The sequence below is a fragment of the Cognaticolwellia aestuarii genome, assembly GCF_002000025.1.
Classification (GTDB): Bacteria; Pseudomonadota; Gammaproteobacteria; order Enterobacterales; family Alteromonadaceae; genus Cognaticolwellia; species Cognaticolwellia aestuarii.
This window is the reverse complement of sequence record NZ_MUZV01000002.1, coordinates 38,845-58,591: the sequence shown is the minus strand read 5'-3', so window position 1 is coordinate 58,591 and position 19,747 is coordinate 38,845. Positions and strand designations below refer to the sequence as shown.

Sequence of the window (19,747 nt, the reverse complement as noted above, 5' to 3'; positions counted from 1 at the left end):
TTCTCATAGCTAATGAGATGCTTATTCTGCTAATGCAATAGCGGCCATTTTCATGGTGTTAGCAAACGACTCTGCGCCCGCAATAAATAAACCATTATGACAAAACATAGCATCATCGATACCGGTAACGTCTTGCAGTGCTTTACCAGATAAACCTGCCCATGCTTGCGGTAAGGGTTTGCGGTCTTCAAATGAACCTGGTTCAACAGGCACAGTTTGAATGCGCCACTGCCCCGTTTGAGATGGATAGATCATGTATAGTGCTTCTGCCGACAAAGCATGCACCGTTCTTTTCCATGGTGTGTACTTTTCTAATACAATAACTCGCGGGTCTTCAGCATGTTCAATGGCCTGAGCAACAATCGTTTTCGCGCTAATGCCGCCGTCTGCAGCAGCAATAAAACGCGCTAAAATACGTGCAGCAAAATCAACCGCTTCATTAAAACAACCATCAAAGTCACCATTTTCTTGCCATGTTGGGTTAAACATTGAAATGGTTTGGCTCAAACTAATACCTTGAGCAACGCCTTCAACATGACCGCAATCAATAGCATCAATAGTAGACACTAAGCCTTCATCGACCGCATTAGCGACTTCTTGATTATTTTGGCATAGTGCTAAGCCATATTTTTGCCAAACTAAACCAAATGACGAATAAGGAACGCCATTTTCGCGTGCGCCCGCCCCACCACGTTGGTGATGATCAAAACGACCAGCATCTGCGTTATATTCCCCACCAACATCAATCACAATGTCAGCCTTAGCAATCACATCGAGATCGCGTGTGCGTATCAAGTTAAAACCAGGAAAAACACTTTTAAGGGCAGCGATACTAAATACATCGTCTGCATGAAAATTACCGTCGTGCGTTACTATTGTTTTATCAGTCATTTATATACTTTTTATTAGCTTATATCAGATGAGACAGAAGGATGAAGCTGTCATAGGATGATTTTCCAATTTAATAAGGTACTAAATAAGAAAAATTAAGGCCGAATTCTATACGAATACCAACAATAACAACAGTAAGTAACCTGAACTCTGGATAATGAGTGCTTGATATTCAAGTGAATCAAAAGCTTAGGTGGTAAAGTAAATGCTATAGCAAGGCCAACATCATTAATAGACACCATCAATGCTTCATTTTATGCCATTTTCAAGGCAAAACTTGATGATTAGCGAACTATTTATCGACGTTTTAACGCAGATAATGGCTTAAAAAGGAGGATTGAGCTAGTGCTGCTTATCCAGAGTTCAGGTTAAGTAGGCAATAAATACAAATCTACAACACTAAACCTATTATGCTGGTCGATAACAGCGTAGGATCAAGCTACTTTGTTAAAATTAGGTATGCACTTAGGTGCTCAATATCAAACCATTATGCAACTAACCGCAAAAGCAGCCCTTAATCATGCCTTACTTATTTCTATTGCCACACCTGAATTTAAAGGGGACGAAGCCACTGAGTCTTTAGCAGAGCTAGCACGCCTAGTTACCACCTTAGGTTTCAAAGTAGTTGGCAGCCAATCACAAAAACTCAGTTCAACCAAAAAGCTCAATGTCTTAGGTTTAGGTAAACTGGCTGAAATAGCACACCTTACTGGTAACAAAGGCTCTGTTGAAGAAGATGACTTTGAAGAAATCAACGAAGCTCATGCTACGGATAAGACCTTAACAAATGAAAAACCGCTTGCTGACATTCCTTCAGAAAACTTGCCTTTTGCCTGTGCTGATGTCGTGGTATTTGACTGTGACCTTAGCCCGTCTCAATTACGTAATGTTGAAAATCAGTTAGGTGTAGAAGTATTTGATCGCACAGGTATTATCATCGAAATTTTTAGTCGTCATGCCCGCACTCGCACAGCACGATTACAAGTTGAAATAGCACGACTCAATTATGTTGCGCCACGACTACGCGAATCAACCAGTGGCAACAAAGAGCGCCAAATGGGCAAAGGTGCAGGCGAAACAACACTAGAGCTAGATCGTCGTAAAGTGCGTGACCAATTAGCTGAATTAAAACGCGAGTTGGTTAGCGTTCAAAACGAAATGAAAGGGCGCAGAACACAACGAGCTGAACTATTTTGTGTTGCTTTAGTTGGCTATACCAATGCCGGAAAATCATCAATGATGCGAGCAATTACTGGCAGCGATGTTGAAGGTGAAAACAAATTGTTTGCCACCCTTGATACCACAGTACGCGCTTTATACCCAGCGACCCAGCCGAGAATATTAGTGTCTGATACCGTAGGTTTTATTAAAAAATTACCACATGACCTTGTTGCTTCATTTCATTCAACCTTAGCAGAAGCCCATGACGCTTCACTGCTGTTATATGTTGTTGATGCCGCTGATCCTTCTTTTCGAACACAACTTGATGTTGTTCATGAAGTGTTAGCAGAAGTTGGTGTTGAAGATAGTAAAAAGTTATTAGTGTTGAATAAATCAGATCAGCTAACACCTGAGCAACAACAAGCCTTAATGGTAGAGTTTCCCGATGCCATGTTGACCTCAACTCGCCACCCTGCTGATATCAAAAAGTTACATCAATATATCGTTGACGTTGCACAAGAAGAGATGGTTGAAGATGAGATCATCGTGCCTTATACCGCGAAAGGCATTATAGGTGAAATTAGAGCTAGCATGAGTGTAACCAAAGAAGACTATGAATATGAGCACATAAAGCTTACGGTACGTTCAAACGCGATTGATTTGCAAAGATTAAAAAAACGTATGAAACATTTATAAAAACCAAAGCACACCACATGCTAAAGTGAGGTAATTGAGTGCGACAAGATGCGCTTTTTGTCTTTCGAAACCTGCTGCGCTTTTTCATCCTCACTGATGTAGACAGCAATATGTGAAGTTTCGTCCAAGCAACTAAGCAAACAGTTTAAGATGAATCGGGAATATCCAAATACGAACGGTATTGATGAAATTAATCTTTATAACTTATGTAAATTATGGAATATTAACGCGTAAGTAATCAAAATAACTTATTAATGAGAAATATCTATAATGAGTTGTTATGTATCAAAGAGTTGATATTGAAATGTCCTGTTGATGGCAGTACTTTACATGCTGATCAAGCCGAAGCTCATACCGGTTATGGTTGTAAATCATGTAAAGGTTCGTGGTTACCTAAAAGCTATATTGACTCAATTCAATATACAAAAGAGTTTGAACCACAAAAGTTCTTCAATACCTTATCAAACTCAGTTCATGCAACTAGCAATTCTAGATGCCCAGTCAATTGCGGTGTTTTAAGTGCTATCACTGACTTTAATGGCATTAGCTACTGCCCTTCTTGTTTAGGTGTATGGTTCGAGCCCAAAGCTCTAAAGAAGATGCTTGAAAACTATCAAACTAAAAGAGAGAATTTAGTTGTTGCTGATATTCCAAGTGCAACAATAGGTGTCTTTGATTTATTAGCTGCCTTGTTAAAATAAAAACATAACAATAGAAAGCCAGCATTCAAATTGTTTTTCACTGTTTTATGCCCTGCAGCTAGTAAAAGTAATATAGAGAATACATTATAAAAAATACAACAGCTTTAAAGAGCTTCGCTATAAAGGCAGTAACAAAAAAATGCCTATAATTACTGACTTCTCAGTAAGCTTTTTAAACTTGTAGAGTGATTCTGCGTTGGAATAGTACATTAGTCTTGTAAGTAAAGTCTTGTGCGTGATTAAAGCCCTGAACGAGTTTTTATTTCAGTAGCTTCAACCGCATGTAGAATATCTTGATAAGGCTGAGATAACAAACACCAAAAAATTTGGCACTCTGGCTGCTTTAACGTTATACAAGCATTGTAAACTTCATCACAAAGCGATTTTATTTGCTTACTTTTGCTCGGCATTGCATAAGCAATGATGCCGGTATTCATCACCCGGTTGTTAGCACAATAACCATTTTTGAGCTTAGTTTTAATAAAATCGATGGTTTTATCCATATGCCTGACATATCTTTCTTGCCCTTTCGCGTCTTCAACCTCGTGCCATATAGTGGGCTTAAACCTTGCTTCATACCTGAGTAAGATGCCCTTTCTATTAAGCTTAATGATATCTGCGATGTCATCAGAAATTCGTCGACTGTCCATGTATACAATGTGTTCGGCATGCTTAAAATGAGTGTCGTCAATTTGCAAAAACTTAACTTTTTTAGCCAATAATGAGGAAGTTATACTCTCACCGTTATCAAGATCGCTTTCAATAAAACAAAAGTGCCAACCTTTAAGTAACACTTCTTTTTTTAGCCTTTTATTGTTCGAATAAAAGTAACTGTTTTCAATGCCATCTGGTGCATGGGGTATAATAGACACTAAGCCTAAAGCGTCAAAAATACTAAAGGGGAGGAGGTTTTTTATCGTCGCGTAACACCATTGTTTCAAGGTCGCGAATGAGTTTATTCTGCGTGGTTTATTACATTTATAACCAAACCAACATGATAATACAGCAACGTTTTTCATTTGGTTTTCCTTAACCTTGATATGCTTTAGCGCTAATAACACACAAATACTGATGACTATATAGTCACAATTACTTTCTTATATTACGCCCAACAATACCAGCTGTTTTTAAGAGCCTTATGTAATTAACTATTCCTCGCCCAGTTAAACAAGACTTTTCCACCTTAGAACGATAACTTAAAAGGTAAAAGTGTTGTGTTTTTTCAGCCAAAGCTTACTTTTAAGGGCTTGATTTATCTTGAACCACTGACGCGTTATCTAGATATTGCATACGTTATCATATTCAATATTCTAGCTTTACCCGATTTTCTTTCGCACACAAAGCTGCTTTTACACTGATGTGTTTGTGTGCGAAATACATACTAAATAACCCGTTTAGTTTTTTGCATGAACTGCCATATAAAGTTTGGAACGATTTTAAGTAGCTTGCCTTTTAGCGATAATTGGCGGTTATTTTTCAATTTTGATGCAGTTAAAAGTGTGTTACCAGCTAAATTAAACATACCACTATAGATATAGCCATTGGCATATCTAACATGTAGATTCTGCTTTATTTCATCCCAATTAACCGATTTATGGTATTTCGCGGCCATTGGCGCAATTTTATCTAAACAAACCAATTCAGCTAAGTGCATTTTTTCTTCATTTAATGAAAAATTTTCGCCATGAAAAACGTGAACAGCCAGATGCTCGGGAATAAAGTCAAACTCGCAAACTAAAGCAAGCTTTAGCCATGCTAACCAGTCATCTGCTCCCATTAAGTTTCTTTCTTCATCAAATGCTTGGGTTTCTCGCAATAAACTCTTGCGCGCAATAACTGTACAGCATGAAAACATATTAACGTGAACTAGCCTATCGAATACCTCTCCTCGATATTTACCATCAAAGTCCGGTTTATCTTGTTTGTTGAGGTGTGAGTACTCAGCAATAGCACCGCAATATACCAGGCCTACATTAGGGTTTCGAAACAGGGGGATCTGCTTTATTAGCTTATTAGGCAGCCAATGATCGTCTTGATCACAAAAAGCAATAAACTCGCCACTAGCCACCTCTATACCAAAGTTTCTTGCCGAAGCAACACCAGAGTTCTTCTTATGAAACCCTTTAATAACACTGTATTTTTCAGCTAAGGTATTTATCAGCTGTGCGGAGTTATCCTTACTGCCGTCGTTAATCAGCAATATTTCGATGTGATGGTAATCTTGCGCTAAAATGCTGTTAACGGTCGCCTCTAAGTACGCTGTTCCATTAAAAACAGGTATAACAACAGAAACTAATGCCTTCATGCAACATCCTTAATAATTAATGCTCAACCAGCCCAATAAAACGTTTTTTTATGACTGTAATGCCATTTTAATAATGGTTATAACTCACTCACAAAGCGCTTTTATTATATTAATTTAGCCACTTTTTAAATCCGATACTCATGATACTTCAAACTGTATTTTTAACTGTCATAGGCATATATCATGCTGTAGTAATTTAAAAGCCAAGCTTACGCTTTTATTATCAAGTATTAGTTTGATTCGTTGCCTTTTTAGCAACATATACTGCAAAAAACATAATCGCAATGTACCTTGGCAGTGTTGTCCCTAGGGTATATAACCAACTTTGTGGCTGTCCCATGTCGACAAAAAATAAAATATGCTGAAGACAAAAAGGCGCCAATAGCACTAGAAATGGTAAGTAATGTTTATTGGAGTTGAAATATTTGACTATAAAAGCAAAAAGAAAATAAACCATTATTAACGGTAAAGCCGTTGTAATAATGTCGACTAAGGCAAAGGCAAAAATTGGCGATACTTTAGCTATCGGAGCCAAAATATTAGCAGGTACGGCAATAGCAGCACCAATACTGATGATGTATACCGATAAGTACGCATATAAAACACCGAGTAAAGTAGCTAGCACAGTAATTTTTACTCTATCCATGAGCTGGTCTCCGTTAAAAATATAACTAAGTCCTATTTATGCACATATTATTTATTTGGCATATTTAGATGTAGCGCTGAGCGGCAATCTCTCAGCGCTGATATATCTATTCGTGTCAGCATTAATATTTTTCATATTTGATGATTTATTTTTACGCTAACGCGCTGTAATGCTAATGCATCAGATAATTCTTCGCATCATCCTAGCAAATATCATGTTTTATACTGTTGCCATTACACCTAACTTTACTCGATTAAGCAAATCATCATTAAAAGCTATGCCATTTAACCTTGGATGCTTTTACGCATTTGGCTAGTACATTCAGCCAATACGATAGCACCAGCGGTTGAAACATTTAACGAATTTCCCATACCGTACATGGAAATATGTATTTGTTGATCGGTTAACTTTAGTGCCGCTTCACTAACACCTTTACGCTCATTGCCTAAGACTAGCGCACAAGGTGATGGATAGTTTACCTCTTTGTAATCAACTGATTGATGACAAAGTTCAACGCCGTATATAGCATAACCTTTATCAATTAAGCCTTGTATGCTTGAAGTGGTACTATCGCTATATTCAACACAAACCCACTTCGCTTCATTTCTTGAAGCTTTACGTAATTTTTTATCTGAAATAGTCAGCGCACCACAGACAATTATTTTCTCGATGGCAAAAGCATCAGCCAAACGAATAAACGAGCCAATATTGTAGCTATTGGTAACATTGTCTAATACCAATACCAGTGGGACTTTGGGCTTATTTAAGTACTCATCTCGAGTAGGCTTGGTGGTTCTAAGCTCTTCTTTACTAAGTTGTATTGCTGAATGCATGCTGTTTACTCTTTTTACGACCGATGTAAGTGTTATATTGTGCTGAAAATCGTTTGTTTTTTTATCTTTATTGCTAATAACATTGAGGTATAATTAATCGACATCATTTTTAAGAGTTAATATTATCGACCACCAAAATAGCAAAAAAGTTAATCAGCAACTCCCGCCTGCAGCATTATCCGTATCAATGACAAATACACAACTTAAAATTGCCACTTTCAACTTATTTAATTACCTTGAACCGCCAAACGCTTTTTATGATTTCGAACGTATTTATAGCGCTGAACAATGGCAAAAAAAGCAAAACTGGATCGCTGACTACTTACAAGAATTTCAGCCTGACATTATTGGCTTTCAAGAAGTTTTCAGCCCTGAGTCCTTAAAAGTATTAGTTGCTACACAAGGTTATGAGCATTTTGCGGTAGTTGATCAAGCCCAGGTTATTGATGACTTTATTTATCGTAGTCCGGTTGTTGCTATTGCCTCTCGTTACCCGATTATTGCACTAGAGGCAGTACAGCCCAACACTGAATTGGCACAAAGCTTAGGACTTGCTAGCGGCTTTTCATACAGCCGTAAAGTGCTAAGAGCTACTGTAGATATTCCCCATATTGGCCCTTGTGACTGTTATGTGGTGCACTTTAAATCTAAACGTTCAATGATTGAAGCTGATGAACTCGATAAAACCTGTACCGCTGAAAAAACTATTATTGAGAGCTTAAAAGCACAAGTAGCCGGTGGATGGGGGTCAACCATACAGCGTGGTAGTGAGGCAACATTATTAATGATAGAAATGATAGAGCGACGCGAAGCCAGCAATAACCCGATGATATTAATGGGCGACTTTAACAACACCTTAACTGATGGTGTACTCAGTCATTTACTAACCAGTACTCTGCGCTTTGTTTCTGCTATTGATCGCGATACCTATCTCGCTAAATATTGTTTAAACGATGCTTGGGATTTGTTTCAAGTAGCACAACATAATATCAACGCTGTGCAAAATGCAGCAAGCAAAGAAATTAGCCAGCGAGCCAATCAAGGAACAGTGCAAGCAAAAACATCAGCACGCACACCAACACATTATTTTGGCGCGAGCAGTTCAGTGCTCGATTACATTTTGCTGTCATCTGAATTTGACGCCAGTAACCACGATAGTATTTATCAAGTCACTGACTACCACACTTATGACCGTCATTTAATTAACCCTATTTTTGATCGTGATGGTGAAAGTACCGATCATGGCATAGTGTTAGTTAGCCTAACGTTGAGATCATAATAAATGGCTTTTACTCAAGCGAATAAAAGCAATTAAATGTCATCGCTCAAACCAATGCAATTAAATATAGTTGCCTTTATCAATGCAATTAAATATAGTTGCCTACAGATATAGTTACTAAATTGGCTTAATTACTATGATTGCGGTATTAACAGGGGATCTTGTCAGCTCAACAAAAATGACTGATGAAACGTATACTCATGCTATTGAGAGTATTAAAAGTCATTTTAAAACAGCAAATACAAAATACCATGCGGTTGGTGAAATATATCGTGGCGACGAATTTCAGATCCAGTATCCAGATCCTATTCACGCCTTAAAAAGCACATTGCTCATTAAGCTTGCTCTGCACTTAGCCAATTTTTCAGCAAAACCTATACAGTGCACATTATCGTTAGCTTACGGTCGCCATAATATTTATGATAACAAACCAAACACTTCCTCAGGACCGGTATTTATCGCCTCAGGAAGAGGCTTAGAGCAATCTCAACGAGGCGAATTATCACTATGGTTTACGCAAAACGATAGCAACCATGAACTTCAACTGTTAACACAGTTTTTAAGTCACTTGTTGAATCGGCTAACGAAAACCCAAGCTGAATTATTATATCAATATATCGCAAGCGACTTTGCTGAACATAAAAAAATTGCTGAAATTACGGGAACAACACGGCAGAATATCAGTAATCGATTAAGCAATATTGGCGCTTTTCTTGTAAGAGATTACGTAAAAGCAATAAACAAAAAAGTAATGTTATTTCAAACAAATAACTTAACTACTTAGCAAGAACTAAATACTCAGAGGCAAAAATAATGGAACTGCTACTGCTGTTATTAACTGCGCATTTTATTGGTGATTTTTATCTCCGTTCTGCTAGTTACTGCACTAACCTCCCTATAAAGTCATTAGTGCTTTGGCGACAAGTTGCCGCACATAGCCTAGTTAATATAATCGTGTTTTTTATTTCTGATATAGCATTTTTGCCGGCAGTTGTTGCTATTGTACTGATATCCTTAGCGCATGTTCTAACTAATCGTTGGATATCTCACCGACGCAGTAACCTTAGTATTTTTTTGATCGTACAAAGTCTACATTTAGTGCTGATTAGCATTATTTGGGCATATCTTACTAACTTTACCATCGAACAAGTCATTAACTTTATTAGTAGTTTTTTAAGTACCAAAAACCTGCTAATTGCTATTTCATATTTACTGGTATGCAAGCCTGCCTCGGTCATTATTTCATTGGCGTTGAAGAAACACACCGACAGCCTAACTCAGCATGCCAAGGAGCTTAGCGAAAACACCACCCTAGAGGAGAACGAAAACATTGGCTTAGTGTCTGCGGGTGCTTGGATTGGTTATATTGAACGTTGTTTAGCTATATCATTTATCTTTATGGGACAGTTTGCCGGTATCGGTTTTCTCGTGGCAACTAAAACTATCTTTAGATTTGGTGATTTAACCAAGAATAAAGACATGAAGTTAACCGAGTATATGATGTTAGGTACACTCTTAAGTTACGCCATTGCTTTATTCATTGGTTGGAATGTATTGCAAATTTATAAGGTTTTATAATCTGCTACCGTGATTAACCAAGTAAGCTCAATGGCTTATCAGCCTTAACACCCTTAGGTTAAACCTTACTAAGTAAGTCTTGTTTCGTCAGGGTAGTGATCAAAGTGCTAATTTTAGGTAACAAACCTTTAATTGATTGATTTTTATCGTGTAAAGCCTCAACTAAGTTAGTGCAACTATCAACTAATGCATCACTGTAAGCAAAGCCTATCAAGGCAACTAGCTTAACCATGCCTTCTTCATCAAGCATTTTATAACTTTCATTTTGTTGATCATAAACGCTGTTAACCAATTCAATGGTACTCACTAGCTTTTCCATTTTAGGATTAAGCCTAAGTAAAGCTTCCGCCCTTTTACTCGGGGCTTTATCAAGAAGCGCTTTACTGACCGCTAATTTAGGGCGAGATTTAATGCGCTTACGTGCAGGTTTTCTTTTAATAACCTTACGCTCTATTGAATCATCAAAAGTAAATTCGCCATCAACAAACTGACCAATATTAGTAACACTTAAACGTTCAGACATAATAGCGGCAGATTTAGCCGTTTTACGCGTAAAGTCGCGATGATCTTCGGCAAAGCCATGAGTCGAAATACATTGTGCTAAATCAAGTATTAAAGCGTCAGTTTTACCTTTGGATGCACGTAAGCATCGGCCAATAATTTGTAGATATAATCTTAATATTTTTGTGGGTCGAGCTAATACCACGCAGTCAGTTGTTGGGTCGTCAAAACCTATGGTCAACATCGACATATTAATGATCAAACGTACCTCATTTGATTTATATCGACGGATGCTTTCATCATTATCACTAATAGAACGTTTTGAATGAACCCGTTCATGTTTAACACCAAGCGCGTCAAAAGCGTCAGAAAGCGCTTCAACATGGTTGATCGAGTTAGCGAACAACATCACTTTACGACCTTGAGAAAGTGCATCATTGAGTGTTTGCTGAGCAACAAGAGAGCAATGTTCTAGCAATATTAGGTCTAAGCCAGAAACACTAAAGTCACCACGATACATTTTCACGGCGCTATAATCTATTTCTTGCGATAAACTTGGTACTTTATAAACCGGTTTAGCGAGCTCCCCGGCTTCAATTAACTGACGAGTCGTTGTTTCTTCAATTAACTGCATAGACGGGTCAATATAAACGCCTAATCTATCAATTGGCGTGGCAGTCAGCCCGATAATTAAATCAGGCGATAACTCTTCACGCATATTAATATATACGCCCCCCATACAACCGACATGGTATTCATCACGCAGTAGTACATCGCAGACAATATTGAGGTGTCTTCTACGGTTAAAAGACTGCTCCATCACTAAAGTAACATCACCGCCGGCAACATACTTATAACCTGACTTAACCACACTTACTGACAAGCCATTCACCGTAAGCGTGTGTAACAATTGAGGTACTAAAGCAGCATTGCGCAAACTCACGACAATTTTTTTATCGGGCATAGCTTGGCATAGTTTGAGTATACAAATACTTTTACCGCCACCTGTCGGCAACGCGATAATAGAGTTAACACCTGCTTCTATAGCTTTACGAACACTGTTAATCTGATAATCTTTTTCTAATATCCGCATGCCATACTACTCAGTTTTTTTCCTTGCTTGATTTGAATAATGTTTTTAACTCATTTAATTAGCTTAATTATTGCCTTGGCTTGCTTTCGCATACGCTTTGACAAAAAAATATTATGTGCGGTTATATTTTATCATCACATTACACCGCTTTATTAACTCATAACGAACTGTAGGTCGCTAAAAGTTACAGCCCTTATTAAGGGCGAAAAAGTATTATACCCTCAATCAACGACAAGATGCAGGATTCTGCACTGACATGCTGTAGAAACAATGTAACTTTTGTAAATAAAGCATTAAAAACGCTCGCTTGGGTGAAAAATATTTACTGCTATTTTTCATTCTGTCATGATTAAGGGTTGCTAGCGCAGCAAAATTTCACCATGATATTGAATCGTTGACATTTTCTTTTTAGTTTTAGTTTTAGTTTTAGTCCTCAAGGAACTTTATTCATGAACTCATCGAAGCATCCACTTGAAAAAATAATTAACGCTCCCCTTATTCGAAAAGTTATCGCTATCGCTGCGTTTATCCCAATGTTTTCACATGCCAGCATTGCTGATGAAAACTTTATTCAATGTAAAGCAAACTTAGCTGAACGTGCTGATAATGCAGGATTTTCCAGTTATATTACCCAAACGGTTATCGGTAATATTACACCACTTAAACGGGTGATCGCATTAGATAAAAAACAACCTGAATTCACTCAAACCTTTGAACAATATATTAAAGCAAGAGTAACTGAATATCATGTTCGTGTAGGAAAAGAAAAGCTAAAAAGTCATCAAGCGCTATTCGACCGTTTAGAAGAACAGTACGGTATTCCACGTCAATACTTAGTGTCTTTTTGGGGCTTAGAAACGGTTTTTGGTAAACATAAAGGTAAAATGTCAGTGTTAAATGCACTTGCAACCCTGGCTTGTGATCAACGCCGTAGTGAATTTTTCACTGTCGAGTTATTAAATTTATTTACCTTAATTGAAAACGAACAAGTATCTGTCGAACAACTACAAGGCTCTTGGGCGGGAGCAATGGGACACATGCAATTTATGCCAAGCGCTTTTTTAAAATATGCGGTTGACGGCGACAACGACGGTAAAGTTGATATTTGGCAAAGTGAAGTCGATGCATTAACCACTGCCGCCCATTATTTGAATAATATTGGTTGGCAAAGTAAAGAACGTTGGGGGCGAGAAGTCAAACTACCTGATAATTTTGCCTTTGAACAAGTCGCTTTTGATCAATATTATTCACTCGAATATTTTAAAAAACTAGGCGTACAGCAAACAAACAGTCAAGCATTACCTGATTACGACATTCAAGCTGAGCTTTACCTTCCTTCTGGCTATCAAGGACCGGCATTTTTACTCTACCCAAATTTCAATGTCATTATGAAATGGAATTTATCAAAAAGTTATGCCTTGTCGGTTGGCATATTAGCTAATAAACTCGTTGGCGCTAAAGGCATTGAGTTTATTGCAAAAGCAGAAAGCCAAGCGAAACCATACAGTGTTGCCGAGATGAAAAACCTACAGACCCAACTTAATACTTTAGGTTTTGACACTGGCGAGCCTGATGGCATTTGGGGGCCAAAAAGTCGAAAAGCTATCCGTTTATTTCAATTACAACACCAATTAATTGCCGATGGATACCCAAACCAAGCGTTGTTTTTAGCGGTTAACTCAGTAATTAAGGTAAATAAAACTCAAGTCACTGATAACAACCAAGAGACGTAACAACGCCATGCTTTTTGAAGTCGCATTTCTATTTTTCGCTGGTTTTTTTGGCGGTGTAATTAACTCAATTGCCGGTGGTGGTAGCTTTATAACCTTTCCGGCACTTATCTTTGTTGGTATTCCTCACATCATGGCTAGTGCCACTAACACCTTCGCTTCTTGCGCAGGTTATATCAGTGGTACTTATGCTTTTCGAAAAGAGCTTGCAGAGCATAAAAGCGAGTTATTGCGGATCGTTATCATCAGTTTACTCGGTGGCATCTGCGGCGCCTGGTTATTACTCAAAACCCCGGAAGAACTCTTCAGGGAAGCTATTCCTTGGCTATTACTGTTTGCTACCGTGTTATTTATATTCGGCGCACAAATTAATAGTAAACTAAAAGCTATGGCTAAAAGTCATCAACATGCCTCTGTGATTGGCGGCGTTTTATTAATGGTTTTACTGTTAGCCGTATCGGCCTATGGCGGTTTTTTCAATGCCGGATTAGGCATTATAGTGTTGAGCTATTTAGCCTTAGCAGGCCACACCAATATCAACACCATGAATGGTTTAAAATTACTAATATCAACAACCGTGTCACTTATTGCTATCGTATTGTTTATTTATAATGGCGTTATAGCTTGGTATGAAGGCTCTATTGTATTATGTGGCACACTGGCCGGCGGTTATCTAGCAGCAAATATTTCGCGTAACTTACCTCAAAAGCAGGTAAGACGCTTTGTAATATTTGCCAGCCTCGCCACCACATTTTACTTCTTTTTTGATAGCTATAGCGTTTAATTACTCAGACGCTAATGTACCTAACCTGAGCCCGGGCTAAGCTAACTCCGTCAATGCGACCATTTTTGCGTGCATCAGTGTTACATTGATAATGGACTATCCACCAAACTTTATAAAAATTGACTCGCATGATTCTACACATTGCACTGTATCAATCTCTTCGTCCATCTATAATCACGAAAGCAGGTTTCTTAAATTCTTAAACATATAGTAGCTAAAGAGTAAAAACCTGTTACTTTTCACTATAATTTATCACATAACTGAGCATAAATTCAGGTTGCTCAAAATCACGACAAACGTCTTTAATACCAAGGTATAGAATAGAGGAAATTTCCTCTCGAATATATTCTTCTGTTGCGGTATTCCGCAGTTTTTGTAGCAGCTCGACCGCTAAGTCTTCATTTGAATAACAACCAAAACTTACTGTGGAATAAATGCGAGCATAGGGATCTTTTTGATCGGCAGCGGCTTGAAGCATCTCACTACCTTTAGTTTCTCCAGTTAAAAAACCTAAAATAAATTTCGCTCTGGCATTATTACGGTACTCAACCAAGTACCTTAATAATGCCAGTGCTTTATATTCTGATTGAGGAAATACTTCACTGCGCCTACCGTATTTATTAAACAATAGTCCGGAGTGATAAGCGTAAGAGTAAAGCAATACCTCTTGAGTTGACTTAGAATCCAACGCTGCAGGCATAATATCAATCTCTCTATTTTCACGGTTTTGCCGTTGCTGCTGACGTTGTTGTTCTTGCTGGGTCAAAACCTGATATTCATTGAAAAACGCCAAACCTAATATGCTGGCATATAGGGATAATGCCATTGTAAGCAATAACGTTGGTAAAACTATATACCACTTATTTTTGAGTTTTTTATTACTTTCGTGAGGCTTTGTTGAAGTAAAAAATGAAAAAGCTCTATGTTCTTCAAATGGCACTTCGATACGAGAGATTTTTTTAGCACCTATAACACCGGCGATATAAAGCCCAAACAATAAAAACGCCCAAGTTGTACCTGCCAAAACAATATTTAAACTAAACGCTGCCAGTACTATGCTCGTGTGAACTAAAATAGCAATTAATGAAAAAACTCCCGTTAAGCCTTTGCCATGAATACGTACAACAAAGCCAACTAACAAGCCATTAATCAATAACATAACAGCTGAGAAACTTGGATAATATACATGCACAAAATACCACATAAGAATTAAAGGTATCGCCCAGAATGCGGCAGCAATAGCAGCTAAAAATGCATTCTGCTTATTGAGTTTAACTTCAACTTTATCGAGTTGTGCTTGGTCAATTTTCATTTAACTATTCCATCATTAATGTCAGTTTTATAATTTAATTTATTGCATTAACATCAATTTATTTTCAAGCACACATGATTCAGCTATCAACATTTAGACTCACGAATTAATTGCATGACTGGTAAGATAAAAAGTTAAGAGTTGACGTGTGCAGACAATAAACCTTGTATTTACAAAATATGATAAGTGTAAGTTTTGTAATATTCATGCGCTTTAACACTATTGGCTTTGACACTATTGGCTTTGACAAAACCAATATTACCAACAACTTAACTACCCGCTAAAAACGCTTTTACAGCATATTCTGATCAATAAACAAATGCTCAAGTAAGTTTTTCACTTGTTCGTCATCATCAAAAAACTTAATGCCCACACTGACTTTGCCTTGTTCATTTCGGCTATTACAAACATGAGCAGGAATTTTCACATCCCCGGTACTAGGGTGATGAATACAGATCAAAATATCACGCTTATTTACGGTTATTTTCGTGTTATCGGCTTTAAAAGCAAAGCCACAACCTTTTGCCGATATATCAGCGATAATACCATTTAAACGAATGCTATTATTTTCACCGATCTCCGTATCTATCATAATACTTGCCGGTAAATGGGTGGTAATTCGTTGTTGCAAACGCAACTGTCGACTTTCAATATTTTCAGGGTAATGCAATATAATAAAGTTTTCAGGGTATTTAGTTATATGTTTTATTGTTGAGCGAAAGGCGTAACACTCACCGCGCTCCCCTTCTAATATATAACGGGCAATAACAACGTTCCCTTCCACTAAAACATCTTGATAGTCACTTATTCGTGCTGAAATCGGGTATTTTAAAATTATATACTTACCTATTTCATAGCCGATCAGCGGCACTTTAATACGCACTTTCACGGGGTGACTAATCTCTAAATCAAGTATTTTACCGGGTTGAAGGTCAAAACCATATGATACTGCCGGTGCTTGTTGTGTTAATACAGCCATTACATCCTTGCAACTATGTTTATGAAATCTATCCCAATATAAACAAGCACGTAACTTTAAACAATGGCTATTTTTTAAAACATTTTGCTTAAAGCGTAATCAACTAACTTACATTTAAAGCCACTTGAATGATTAATTAAGTTAGCGATACAATACCCACGCTTGCGCTACTCAGGCATTTTGTTTACAACTTTACACGATACTTAAAACGCCATCTAACGCTATGCCAAACACAACGCTGAACAAGCTCAAAAACAACAAGCCAGACAGTAAGCTCGGCTTTAAACTCAGTAAACGCTTGCAACAACTTACAGCGATGGTGACGTTTCAATACGATCATATCTGGGATTGCTGCTGCGATCATGGATTACTTGGCTTTGCACTTTTATCACGCAACTTGGTCAATAAAGCACCGCAACAAATAGTACCCCATGCAAGTAACACGATTCACTTTGTTGATATTGTGCCTGAGCTAATCACAACAGTTCAGCACAAACTTAAACGTTTTTACCCGCATTCAAACTGGCAAACTTACTGTTTAGATGTCGCAAAGCTACCATTAAGGCAGTATAAAGGCAGGCATTTAGTGATCATTGCCGGTGTCGGCTCAGACTTAATGATAGAGTTTGTTAAGGCGATTGTTCAACAACATAAAGACCTTAATATTGATTTTTTACTTTGCCCTGTACATCATCAATTTGCCTTACGTCAGCAATTAATTACGTTAAATTTTAGCCTGAAAGACGAAGTGTTAATCGAAGAAAACCGTCGCTTCTATGAAATACTATTAGTTTCTTCATTGCCTGATAGCGCAAGTGAGAAGCCGAATAAAATCTCCCCTGTTGGTGATAAAATTTGGCAAACAACATCAAACCAACAGTTTGAAATAGCTAAAAAATATTTACATAAAAGCCTTAGCCACTATCAAAGAATTCAGCAAGGTGCCAAGCAAAATAAAGCCAACAACGTACAGCACATCATTGATGCTTATCGAGACATAACGCTAACTTAATGAGCGCATTAAAGCTCTGCTAGCACTCATATTTATTGCATAGCGCTAACGAATACGGCACAGTTTTTCACCTGAAATTAATTGAAGGTCAATTGAACTAGGGCAAAATTTTATGCTATATCAAGGTTTATTGTCGCTAACATGCTACAATATTGGCTATATTCATCGTAAAAACACTTCCTACTATCATGGCAAAAACATCACTCACCATTCGTGAAAAAACCATCTTTGACGGCATTTTCACTAAATATTTTTTAAAATTCCTTTTTACCCTTTGGTTCAAGATTGCAGGCTGGAAGCTTTGCAAAAATGCCCCCGAAGGAGCCGGCGTTGCTATAGCCGCACCACACACTTCAAATTGGGATTTCTTTTATGCCCTCGGCGCAGCGATACAACAAGATGTTAAAATATACTTCTCGATTAAAGACAGTATTTGCCGAGTACCTGTACTAGGCACTTGGTTAATGTATCTTGGCGCGATTCCGATAGATCGTTCAGAGCAAGGTGTTGGTCAAGTGCAACAAATAAAAGACTTTATTGATAGTCAAAAATTAAAGCGTGTGTTTTTCTTATTTACGCCTGAAGGCACCCGTGGCCCTGTATCTAAGTGGAAAACGGGCTTTTATCATGTTGCTCAAGGCTGTAATTTACCTATATTTTTGGCTAAGGTGGATTATCTAAGTAAAGAATCAGGTGTTTTCCATACCTTTACATTAACTGAAAATAAAGCAGACGATATCAAAGCAATACAAGCGTCTTATAAAACTATTCGAGGTAAATTCCCACTACACCAATATCCCCCATACGCCGGCAGTATGCCAAAATTATCAGAAGCAGAGGCTAAAATAATCAAGACTATGTACGCTTGTAAAGGCGTCGCCACTAGAATGGAAATCATCGCAAAGACTAAGCTAGATGAACTTTCAACAACCATGTTAGACTTTTTAATTGAGAAAGGCATGCTGGAAAAAGTACCTTCAACTGGCAACAATAGTGAACCTAGTTACCAACTAACATTTGCAGGTAAAGGTTGCTTCTTGCATTTATCACCCAGTATTTAATGCCTTTTTTGACGTTTTTTCACAAGTGCTTAATTGATTGGCTCTTGAGTGAATATTCTTTCATCGCTTATTTCACTTGCTAATGGTCATGACTTAATCGCCATGACCAAATAGCTATAAAAAATGAGCATTAACAAGTGCCAGTACTGGGTAATTTCTCACCTAATTAGCCACTAACATTACCAATAAAAAAAGAGCTAACCAATACCTTGGTTAGCTCTTTTTAATTTACAGTAAGTATATTTACTTTATTAAAAGCTCGTTATAGCGTTGAGTTGAGTTGAGAATAGCCTATACCACTAGCACTCTTGCTGACTATCTTCGCTATAACTTTCGCTTTGCATTAAAGCTTTTATGCGTCTTTATGTAAGTGAACATCCATTTGTGGGAAAGGAATGTTTAAGCCTTCATTAGCGAAGGTTTTGTATACGTTCTCATTCATGTCAAAGTAAACACCCCAGTAATCAGGTGCACTTACCCATGCTCGAACAGCAAAATTCACTGAACTGTCAGCTAATGCTGAAACAGCAATAAATACTTCAGGATCTTTTAAGATACGAGTATCTGCATCACATAAACGCTTAATAACTTCACGTGCTTTATCTAGGTCATCACCGTAAGCAACACCAATAGTCCAATCAACACGTCTTTTTGGCTCTGTTGAATAGTTGATCATTGATGATGTTGATAATCCACCATTTGGAATGATGATAGTTTTATTATCAGGTGTTTTCATAATGGTATTGAAAATTTGTATCTCAGAAACACTACCAACATAACCCTGGGCTTCAATAACATCACCGACTTTGAACGGTTTGAAAACCAAAATCATTACACCGCCAGCAAAATTCTGCAATGTACCTGACATCGCCATACCAATGGCTAAACCTACCGCACCGATAATAGCAATAAATGAGGTCATTTCGATGCCTAACATGCCTAGCACCGTGATAACCAACATAACTTTTAGTAAGCCATTGACGATACCTGTTAAGAAAGGCTTCAACGATGGATCGGTTCCGCTTTTGTCTAGACCACTTTTTACCACGCGGCCAATAACATTTATCACCCAACCACCAATGATCCATACTAAAATAGCACCAATCAGTTTCGGACCATAAAGTAACGACATACCAACAACTTGGTCAACAACTTCTTCTGTATTCATATTTTTTCCCTGGTTTA

General features: G+C 37.7%; 18 protein-coding genes. 9 read left to right on the top strand and 9 right to left on the bottom strand.

Features of this window, described 5'->3' with window-relative positions; translation table 11 throughout:
• Positions 1-21: 21 nt before the first annotated feature.
• Positions 22-891, bottom strand: a complete 870-nt coding sequence (locus B0169_RS03535) for an MYG1 family protein (RefSeq protein WP_077284593.1) — start codon at positions 889-891, stop codon at positions 22-24.
• A gap of 489 nt (positions 892-1,380) precedes the next feature.
• On the opposite strand from B0169_RS03535, the gene hflX reads away from it, so the two are divergent.
• Positions 1,381-2,748, top strand: coding sequence for a GTPase HflX (gene hflX, locus B0169_RS03530; protein ID WP_077284873.1), 1,368 nt, complete (start codon positions 1,381-1,383; stop codon positions 2,746-2,748).
• A 254-nt stretch (positions 2,749-3,002) separates the two neighbouring features.
• Entirely contained in the window at positions 3,003-3,449 is a 447-nt protein-coding gene (locus B0169_RS03525; protein ID WP_077284592.1) for a zf-TFIIB domain-containing protein, read from the top strand.
• A 239-nt stretch (positions 3,450-3,688) separates the two neighbouring features.
• Here the strand turns inward: B0169_RS03525 and B0169_RS03520 are convergent, their stop codons facing one another.
• The 4 genes from B0169_RS03520 to B0169_RS03505 form a co-directional block, all read right to left on the bottom strand.
• Complete coding sequence (locus B0169_RS03520; RefSeq protein ID WP_077284591.1) at positions 3,689-4,468, bottom strand: hypothetical protein; 780 nt, start codon at positions 4,466-4,468, stop codon at positions 3,689-3,691.
• A gap of 362 nt (positions 4,469-4,830) precedes the next feature.
• Positions 4,831-5,754: a glycosyltransferase family 2 protein gene (locus B0169_RS03515; RefSeq protein WP_077284590.1), complete on the bottom strand. Its 924-nt coding sequence runs from the start codon at positions 5,752-5,754 to the stop codon at positions 4,831-4,833.
• A 223-nt stretch (positions 5,755-5,977) separates the two neighbouring features.
• Positions 5,978-6,400 carry a hypothetical protein gene (locus B0169_RS03510; protein WP_077284589.1) on the bottom strand — a complete coding sequence of 141 codons (423 nt, stop codon included), beginning with the start codon at positions 6,398-6,400 and terminating at the stop codon, positions 5,978-5,980.
• Between the two features lie 284 nt (positions 6,401-6,684).
• Positions 6,685-7,233: a TrmH family RNA methyltransferase gene (locus tag B0169_RS03505; RefSeq protein WP_077284588.1), complete on the bottom strand. Its 549-nt coding sequence runs from the start codon at positions 7,231-7,233 to the stop codon at positions 6,685-6,687.
• Between the two features lie 187 nt (positions 7,234-7,420).
• Between B0169_RS03505 and B0169_RS03500 the strand changes: the two genes are divergently transcribed.
• From B0169_RS03500 to B0169_RS03490, 3 genes are all read left to right on the top strand, one after another.
• The gene (locus B0169_RS03500) at positions 7,421-8,512 is read left to right on the top strand and encodes an endonuclease/exonuclease/phosphatase family protein (protein WP_077284587.1); all 1,092 of its coding nucleotides are present in this window, start codon (positions 7,421-7,423) and stop codon (positions 8,510-8,512) included.
• 136 nt (positions 8,513-8,648) lie between these two features.
• Complete coding sequence (locus tag B0169_RS03495; RefSeq protein ID WP_077284586.1) at positions 8,649-9,296, top strand: hypothetical protein; 648 nt, start codon at positions 8,649-8,651, stop codon at positions 9,294-9,296.
• 29 nt (positions 9,297-9,325) lie between these two features.
• Positions 9,326-10,090 carry a DUF3307 domain-containing protein gene (locus tag B0169_RS03490; RefSeq protein ID WP_077284585.1) on the top strand — a complete coding sequence of 255 codons (765 nt, stop codon included), beginning with the start codon at positions 9,326-9,328 and terminating at the stop codon, positions 10,088-10,090.
• Between the two features lie 58 nt (positions 10,091-10,148).
• Here the strand turns inward: B0169_RS03490 and B0169_RS03485 are convergent, their stop codons facing one another.
• On the bottom strand, positions 10,149-11,684 hold the full coding sequence (locus tag B0169_RS03485) for a DEAD/DEAH box helicase (protein WP_077284584.1): 1,536 nt from the start codon (positions 11,682-11,684) through the stop codon (positions 10,149-10,151).
• Positions 11,685-12,133: 449 nt separating this feature from the next.
• Here B0169_RS03485 and B0169_RS03480 point away from each other — a divergent pair, with 449 nt between their 5' ends.
• Both B0169_RS03480 and B0169_RS03475 read left to right on the top strand, forming a co-directional pair.
• Positions 12,134-13,417, top strand: a complete 1,284-nt coding sequence (locus B0169_RS03480; protein WP_077284583.1) for a lytic murein transglycosylase — start codon at positions 12,134-12,136, stop codon at positions 13,415-13,417.
• 7 nt (positions 13,418-13,424) lie between these two features.
• Positions 13,425-14,198: a sulfite exporter TauE/SafE family protein gene (locus B0169_RS03475; RefSeq protein ID WP_077284582.1), complete on the top strand. Its 774-nt coding sequence runs from the start codon at positions 13,425-13,427 to the stop codon at positions 14,196-14,198.
• Positions 14,199-14,430: 232 nt separating this feature from the next.
• Here the strand turns inward: B0169_RS03475 and B0169_RS03470 are convergent, their stop codons facing one another.
• The gene (locus B0169_RS03470) at positions 14,431-15,510 is read right to left on the bottom strand and encodes a hypothetical protein (protein WP_077284581.1); all 1,080 of its coding nucleotides are present in this window, start codon (positions 15,508-15,510) and stop codon (positions 14,431-14,433) included.
• Between the two features lie 292 nt (positions 15,511-15,802).
• Positions 15,803-16,489, bottom strand: a complete 687-nt coding sequence (locus B0169_RS03465; RefSeq protein WP_077284580.1) for a flagellar brake protein — start codon at positions 16,487-16,489, stop codon at positions 15,803-15,805.
• Between the two features lie 223 nt (positions 16,490-16,712).
• Between B0169_RS03465 and B0169_RS03460 the strand changes: the two genes are divergently transcribed.
• Both B0169_RS03460 and B0169_RS03455 read left to right on the top strand, forming a co-directional pair.
• Positions 16,713-17,501, top strand: coding sequence for a tRNA (adenine(22)-N(1))-methyltransferase (locus tag B0169_RS03460; RefSeq protein ID WP_077284579.1), 789 nt, complete (start codon positions 16,713-16,715; stop codon positions 17,499-17,501).
• A gap of 152 nt (positions 17,502-17,653) precedes the next feature.
• Positions 17,654-18,562, top strand: coding sequence for a 1-acyl-sn-glycerol-3-phosphate acyltransferase (locus tag B0169_RS03455; protein ID WP_235838453.1), 909 nt, complete (start codon positions 17,654-17,656; stop codon positions 18,560-18,562).
• Between the two features lie 352 nt (positions 18,563-18,914).
• On the opposite strand, the gene B0169_RS03450 is transcribed toward B0169_RS03455, so the two are convergent.
• A complete protein-coding gene (locus B0169_RS03450; RefSeq protein ID WP_077284577.1) occupies positions 18,915-19,730 on the bottom strand; it encodes a mechanosensitive ion channel family protein in 816 nt (271 codons plus the stop codon).
• Between the last annotated feature and the right edge of the window lie 17 nt (positions 19,731-19,747).